Genomic DNA, 7080 nt, shown 5'->3' on the forward strand with positions numbered 1-7080 from the left:
AGTAGGGACACCCACCACCGTGACTGCTCTGACTCTCAGCACTTCCAGTGCGGCGACGCTGCGCGCGGACGCCGTTGTCGTCGGTGTGGCGAAGGGCCCCAAGGGCCCCGTCGTCGCGCCCGGCGCCGAAGCCGTGGACCAGGCGTTCGACGGCAAGCTGGCCGCCGTCCTGGAGACCCTCGGCGCCTCCGGCGGCGAGGGCGAGGCCACCAAGCTGCCCGCCCCCTCCGGCCTGAAGGCCCCGGTCGTGCTGGCGGTCGGCCTCGGCGAACTGCCTGCCAAGGACGAGAGCTTCGCCGAGGAGGCGCTGCGCCGCGCGGCCGGCACCGCCGCCCGCGCGCTGGCCGGCGTCAAGAAGGCCGCCTTCGCCCTGCCCGTCGAGGACGCCGAGTCCGTCGCCGCCATCGGCGAGGGCGCCATCCTGGGCGCGTACTCCTTCACGTCGTACCGGGGCTCGGACGGCAAGAAGGAGGCCGCCAAGGCCGACCGGAACGCACCGCTGGCCGAGGCCGCCATCCTGGGCGGCAAGCCCCGCGACAAGGCCTTCAAGGCCGCCGTCGAGCGGGCCGCCGCCGTGGCCGGCGAGGTCAACCGCGCCCGCGACCTGATCAACATCCCGTCCAACGACCTCTTCCCCAAGAGCTTCGCCACCGAGGCCCAGACCGCCGCCAAGGAGCACGGTCTCAAGGTCGAGGTGCTGGACGAGAAGGCGCTGCTCAAGGGCGGCTACGGCGGCATCATGGGCGTCGGCCAGGGCTCGGCCAACCCGCCCCGCCTGGTCCGCATCGGCTACACCCACCCGAAGGCGGAGAAGACCCTCGCCCTGGTCGGCAAGGGCATCACCTACGACTCGGGCGGCATCTCCCTGAAGCCGGCCGGCCACAACGAGACCATGAAGTGCGACATGAGCGGTGCCGCCGCCGTGTTCGCCGCGGTCGTGGCCGTCGCCAAGCTCGGTCTCCGGGTCAACGTCACGGGCTGGCTGGCCCTCGCGGAGAACATGCCCTCCGGCACCGCCACCCGTCCGGGCGATGTGCTGAAGATGTACAGCGGCAAGACCGTCGAGGTGCTGAACACCGACGCCGAGGGCCGCCTGGTGCTGGCCGACGCCCTGACCCGCGCCTCCGAGGAGAACCCGGACGCGATCGTGGACGTCGCCACCCTCACCGGCGCCATGGTCCTGGCGCTCGGCGAGCGCACCTTCGGCGTCATGGCCAACGACGACGCCTTCCGCGCCGCGATCCACGAGATCGCCGAGGAGGTCGGCGAGCAGGCGTGGCCGATGCCGCTCCCCGCCGAGCTCCGCAAGTCCATGGACTCCTCGATCGCCGACATGGCCAACATGGGCGACCGCATGGGCGGCGGCCTGGTGGCCGGCCTGTTCCTGAAGGAGTTCGTGGGCGAGGGCATCACCTGGGCCCACCTGGACATCGCGGGCCCGGCCTTCTGGGAGAAGGCCCCGTACGGCTACACCCCGAAGGGCGGCACCGGCTCGGCCGTCCGCACCCTGGTCCGGCTGGCGGAGCGCACCGCCGACGGCGACCTCGGCTGAGGCCCTGGGGCACCGGCGACGCGGCCCCGGGAATGTCCCGGGGCCGCGTCGCGTTCCCTCCCGGCGGATCCCGGCGAGTGTTCGCTGGGGGCGAAAACTCACATTTCTACGCACTGGTAACCCCCGAAGGTGACGCATCAGTCGTCACTCAGCCCCGGCCCGGCGTCCCGCCCTCCGTCAACAAGTGCGAAGATGTTGTCCCGGCAGGACAGGGCCCACCCATCACAGGGCCGAAGCTAAAGCGGCCGTACGACAGCCGCCGCCCGGTCACCGACGACCGGACGGCGCACCATGCATGGAGGACGTGACGTGGCGAACGACGCCAGCACCGTTTTCGACCTAGTGATCCTCGGAGGCGGTAGCGGTGGTTACGCCGCCGCCCTGCGTGGAGCCCAGCTGGGTCTCGACGTCGCCCTGATCGAGAAGGACAAGCTGGGCGGCACCTGCCTCCACCGCGGCTGCATCCCCACCAAGGCTCTGCTGCACGCCGGTGAGATCGCCGACCAGGCTCGCGAGGCCGAGCAGTTCGGTGTCAAGGCCTCCCTGGAGGGCATCGACATCGCGGGCGTCCACAAGTACAAGGACGACGTGATCTCGGGCCTGTACAAGGGCCTCCAGGGTCTGGTCGCCTCCCGCAAGGTCACCTACATCACCGGTGAGGGCCGCCTGTCCTCCCCCACCTCCGTCGACGTCAACGGCCAGCGCATCACCGGCCGCCACGTCCTGCTGGCCACCGGCTCCGTGCCGAAGTCGCTGCCGGGCCTGACCATCGACGGCGACCGCGTCATCTCCTCGGACCACGCGCTGGTCCTGGACCGCGTCCCGAAGTCCGCCATCGTGCTGGGCGGCGGCGTCATCGGCGTCGAGTTCGCCTCCGCGTGGAAGTCCTTCGGCGTCGACATCACCATCGTCGAGGCGCTGCCGCACCTCGTCCCGGTCGAGGACGAGAACAGCTCCAAGCTGCTGGAGCGCGCCTTCCGCAAGCGCGGCATCAACTTCGCCCTCGGCTCCCGCTTCTCCGGCGTCGAGTACACCGCCGACGGTGTGAAGGTCTCCCTGGAGAACGGCAAGACCTTCGAGGCCGAGCTGCTGCTCGTCGCCGTCGGCCGCGGCCCGGTCTCCCAGGGCCTGGGCTACGAGGAGGCCGGGGTCGCCATGGACCGCGGCTACGTCCTCGTCGACGAGTACATGCGCACCAACGTGCCGACCATCTCGGCCGTCGGTGACCTCGTCCCGACCCTCCAGCTCGCGCACGTCGGCTTCGCCGAGGGCATCCTGGTAGCGGAGCGTCTGGCCGGGCAGAACCCCGTGCCGGTCGACTACGACGGCGTGCCGCGCGTCACGTACTGCCACCCCGAGGTCGCTTCCGTCGGTATCACCGAGGCGAAGGCCAAGGAGCTGTACGGCGCCGACAAGGTCGTCACCCTGAAGTACAACCTCGCCGGCAACGGCAAGAGCAAGATCCTGAAGACCGCGGGCGAGATCAAGCTCGTCCAGGTGCGGGACGGTGCCGTGGTCGGCGTCCACATGGTCGGCGACCGCATGGGTGAGCAGGTCGGCGAAGCCCAGCTGATCTACAACTGGGAGGCGCTGCCCGCCGAGGTGGCCCAGCTCATCCACGCGCACCCGACGCAGAACGAGGCCCTGGGCGAGGCCCACCTCGCCCTGGCCGGCAAGCCGCTGCACTCGCACGACTGAGTCCCGAGCGCACCAAGCATCCGCACTACTCGTAAGGAGCAACCGCAATCATGGCGGTTTCCGTAACCCTGCCGGCGCTCGGCGAGAGCGTGACCGAGGGCACCGTCACCCGTTGGCTGAAGGCCGAGGGTGAGCGAGTGGAGGCCGACGAGCCGCTGCTCGAGGTCTCCACCGACAAGGTCGACACCGAGATCCCGGCCCCCGCTTCCGGCATCCTCGCCTCCATCAAGGTGGCCGAGGACGAGACGGTCGAGGTCGGCTCGGAGCTGGCCGTCATCGACGACGGCACCGGCGCCCCCGCCGCTGCCCCCGCCCCGGCTGCCGCCGAGGCTCCGGCCCCGGCCGCCGAGGCCGCTCCGGCCCCCGTGGCCGAGGCCCCCGCCGAGGCTCCGGCCCCCGTCGCCGAGGCTCCGGCCGAGGCCGCTCCGGCCGCCGCTGCCACCGGCACCGGCACCGACGTCGTCCTGCCCGCGCTGGGCGAGTCGGTCACCGAGGGCACCGTCACCCGCTGGCTGAAGGAGGTCGGCGAGGAGGTCTCCGAGGACGAGCCGCTGCTCGAGGTCTCGACCGACAAGGTCGACACCGAGATCCCGGCCCCCACCTCGGGTGTCCTGCTCGAGATCCTCGTCGCCGAGGACGAGACCGCCGAGGTCGGCGCCAAGCTCGCCGTCATCGGCGCTGCCGGTGCCGCTGCCCCGGCCCCCGCCGCCGCTCCGGCTCCGGCTGCCGCTCCGGCTCCGGCCGCCGCCCCGGCTGCCGCTCCGGCCGCCCCGGCCGCCCCGGCTCCGGTCGCCGCCGCTCCGGTCGCGCCCGCCGCCCCGGCTCCGGCCGCTGCCCCGGCCCCCGCGCCGGTCGCTCCGGCTGCCCCGGCCGCTCCGGCTCCGGTCGCCGCTCCGGCGACCGACGGCGCCTACGTCACCCCGCTGGTGCGCAAGCTCGCCGCCGAGTCCGGCGTCGACCTGCGTAACGTCGCGGGCACCGGCGTCGGTGGCCGCATCCGCAAGCAGGACGTCATCGCCGCCGCCGAGGCCGCCAAGGTCGCCGCTCCGGCTCCGGCCGCCGCTCCGGCCGCCGCTGCCGCCCCGAAGGCCCCGGCCCTCGAGGTCTCGCCGCTGCGCGGTCAGACGGTCAAGATGCCGCGCATGCGCAAGGTCATCGCCGAGAACATGATGAAGGCGCTGCACGGCCAGGCTCAGCTGAGCTCCGTGATCGAGGTGGACATCACCAAGATCATGCGGATGCGCGAGAAGGCCAAGGCCGGCTTCGCCGCCCGCGAGGGCGTCAAGCTCTCCCCGATGCCGTTCTTCGTCAAGGCCGCCGTCCAGGCGCTGAAGGCCCACCCGGTCATCAACGCCCGGATCAACGAGGACGAGAACACCATCACCTACTTCGACTCCGAGAACGTCGGCATCGCCGTCGACTCGGAGAAGGGCCTGATGACCCCGGTCATCAAGGGTGCCGGTGACCTCAACATCGCGGGTATCGCGAAGAAGACGGCCGAGCTGGCCGGCAAGGTCCGCTCCAGCAAGATCAGCCCGGACGACCTGGCCGGCGCGACCTTCACGATCAGCAACACCGGCTCGCGCGGTGCGCTGTTCGACACGGTCATCGTGCCGCCGAACCAGGTCGCGATCCTGGGCATCGGTGCCACGGTCAAGCGCCCCGTGGTCATCGAGACCGAGGAGGGCACCACCATCGGTGTCCGCGACATGACCTACGTGACGCTCTCCTACGACCACCGTCTGGTGGACGGCGCCGACGCCGCCCGCTACCTGACCACGGTCAAGCAGATCCTGGAGTCCGCCGAGTTCGAGACCGAGATCGGTCTGTAAGGACACGGCGGCAGGGCGCGGCCCCGGTTTCGTATTCGTACGAGCCGGGGCCGCGCCCTTTCGCGTGCGCCCCTGCCCGGATAATGGGGTCAGATCCCCCGCCGAGGAGCACCGCATGTCACGGCCCGTTGTCCATTCGCTGCGCGAGCAGATCCGCGAGCACATCCTCGAAGGGATCGTCAGCGGCCGCTGGCAGCCGGGCGAGCGGATCGTGGAGCGGCGGATCGCCGCCGAGCTGCTCGTCAGCCAGACCCCCGTACGCGAGGCGCTGCGGGAGCTGGAGTCGCTGCGGCTGATCGAGTCCGCCCCCAACAAGGGCGTCCGGGTACGCGACCTCACCGCCGCGGACCTCAAGGAGAGCTACCCGGTACGGGCGGGCCTGGAGGCGGTCGCCGCCGAACTGGCGGCGGACGCCCTGGCCGAGGACGTCTCCGCGCTGGAGCGCGAGGTGGCCGCCCTTCGGACGGCCGACCTGGCGCACGACAGCGAGGCCCAGGCGCGCCACACGGTGGCCTTCCACCGCGAGATCGTGCGGGCCTCCGGGAACTCCGTGCTGCTCCACACCTGGGAATCCCTGGGCATCGAGGTGTGGACGACCCTGTCGATCCGCTGGCTGAGCCCGGAGCCCCGGCCCCACGCGGAGGACCACGCCGCGATCGTCCGGGCCTTCCAGGAGCGCGACCCGGGCATCGGCGAGCTGCTCAAACGGCATGTGCTGAGCTGCGCGCCGCGGATCTGAGGTCTCTGTCGCCCGGTCCGGTCCCTGGTCCGGTCCCGGTCCGGCCCCGGAACTTTCCGGGAAGGATTGATCGATCATCGATCAAAGGCGTATCGTCTCTCGCTGGAGCCGCACCGCGCCGCCCTGTCCTGTGTCGCGGTACGGCTCAGGGGTGACGACAGGACCCCGCGCGCTCGATCCGATGCCCTGGCTGGCACGCGGGTTCCTGTCGTCGCGCCCCACCACTCACTGCCACGCGCCGCGTTGTCAGTGGTCCCCGGCATCATGGGGCCATGCGCGCGGCTCGTCTGATCAAGCTCGTTCTGCTGCTCCAGTCCCGCCCGTCCATGACCGGCGGTGAGCTGGCGCGCGAGCTGGAGGTCTCCGAGCGCACCGTCGCCCGGGACGTCCTCGCCCTCTCCGAGGCCGGCGTGCCCGTCTACGCCGATCGCGGCCGCGCGGGCGGATACCGGCTCATCGGCGGCTACCGCACCCGGCTCACCGGTCTGGGCCGGGCCGAGGCCGAGGCCCTCTTCCTCTCCGGCGTACCGGCCGCGCTCCACGACATGGGCCTGGCCGACGCCGCGTCCGCCGCCCGGCTCAAGGTTTCCGCCGCGCTGATCCCGTCGCTCGGCGACGCCTCCGCGAGTGCCGCGCAGCGCTTCCACCTGGACGCCCCCGCGTGGTGGCGGTCCGGCGAACCGCCACCGTTGCTGCCCGCCGTCGCCGACGCCGTCTGGGACGACCGCCGCATGACGGCCCGCTACGCCCGCCGGGGCGGGGACGAGGTCGAGCGCGACCTGGAGCCGTACGGGCTGGTTCTCAAGGCGGGTGTCTGGTACCTGGCGGCGCGGGCGGGTGAGCAGTTCCGGGTCTACCGGGTGGACCGCTTCACGGCCGTGACGGTGGGCGAGGAGCGGTTCCTGCGGTCCGGGTCCTTCGACCTGCCGGCCTTCTGGGAGGAACGGGCGGCGGAGTTCGCCCGCTCTCTCCTGCGCGAACGGGTGGAGGTGCGGCTCACGCCGGAGGGTGTGCGGCTGCTGCCGCACGTCACGGACCGGCGGGCGGCGGAGGAGGCGCTGGCGGCGGGCGGTGCGGGCTGTGTGACGGTGCTTGCGGTGGAGTCGCTGGAGGTGGCGTACGCGCAGTTGCTGGCGCTGGGGCCGGAGGTGGAGGTACTGGGACCGCCGGGTCTGCGGGTGCGGTTCGCGGAGGCGGCGGCCCGGGCGGCGGCGCTCTACCGGTAGGCGGGGTGCGTCGTGGGGTGGGTAGTGACGTGA

The 7080-nt window shown here is 72.2% G+C and carries 5 protein-coding genes; all 5 read left to right on the forward strand.

Annotated elements, in window-relative coordinates:
• Positions 1 to 19 precede the first annotated feature (19 nt).
• On the forward strand, positions 20 to 1552 hold the full coding sequence (locus RM609_RS28100) for a leucyl aminopeptidase (RefSeq protein WP_311614381.1): 1533 nt from the start codon (positions 20 to 22) through the stop codon (positions 1550 to 1552).
• A 309-nt stretch (positions 1553 to 1861) separates the two neighbouring features.
• On the forward strand, positions 1862 to 3250 hold the full coding sequence (gene lpdA, locus RM609_RS28105) for a dihydrolipoyl dehydrogenase (protein ID WP_311614382.1): 1389 nt from the start codon (positions 1862 to 1864) through the stop codon (positions 3248 to 3250).
• A gap of 50 nt (positions 3251 to 3300) precedes the next feature.
• Positions 3301 to 5082, forward strand: a complete 1782-nt coding sequence (sucB, locus tag RM609_RS28110) for a 2-oxoglutarate dehydrogenase, E2 component, dihydrolipoamide succinyltransferase (protein ID WP_311614383.1) — start codon at positions 3301 to 3303, stop codon at positions 5080 to 5082.
• A gap of 115 nt (positions 5083 to 5197) precedes the next feature.
• Entirely contained in the window at positions 5198 to 5821 is a 624-nt protein-coding gene (locus tag RM609_RS28115) for a GntR family transcriptional regulator (protein WP_311614384.1), read from the forward strand.
• Positions 5822 to 6093: 272 nt separating this feature from the next.
• On the forward strand, positions 6094 to 7047 hold the full coding sequence (locus tag RM609_RS28120; RefSeq protein ID WP_311614385.1) for a helix-turn-helix transcriptional regulator: 954 nt from the start codon (positions 6094 to 6096) through the stop codon (positions 7045 to 7047).
• The last annotated feature ends 33 nt before the right edge of the window (positions 7048 to 7080 follow it).

It is taken from the genome of Streptomyces hesseae (assembly GCF_031845785.1).
Lineage (GTDB): Bacteria > Actinomycetota > Actinomycetes > Streptomycetales > Streptomycetaceae > Streptomyces > Streptomyces hesseae.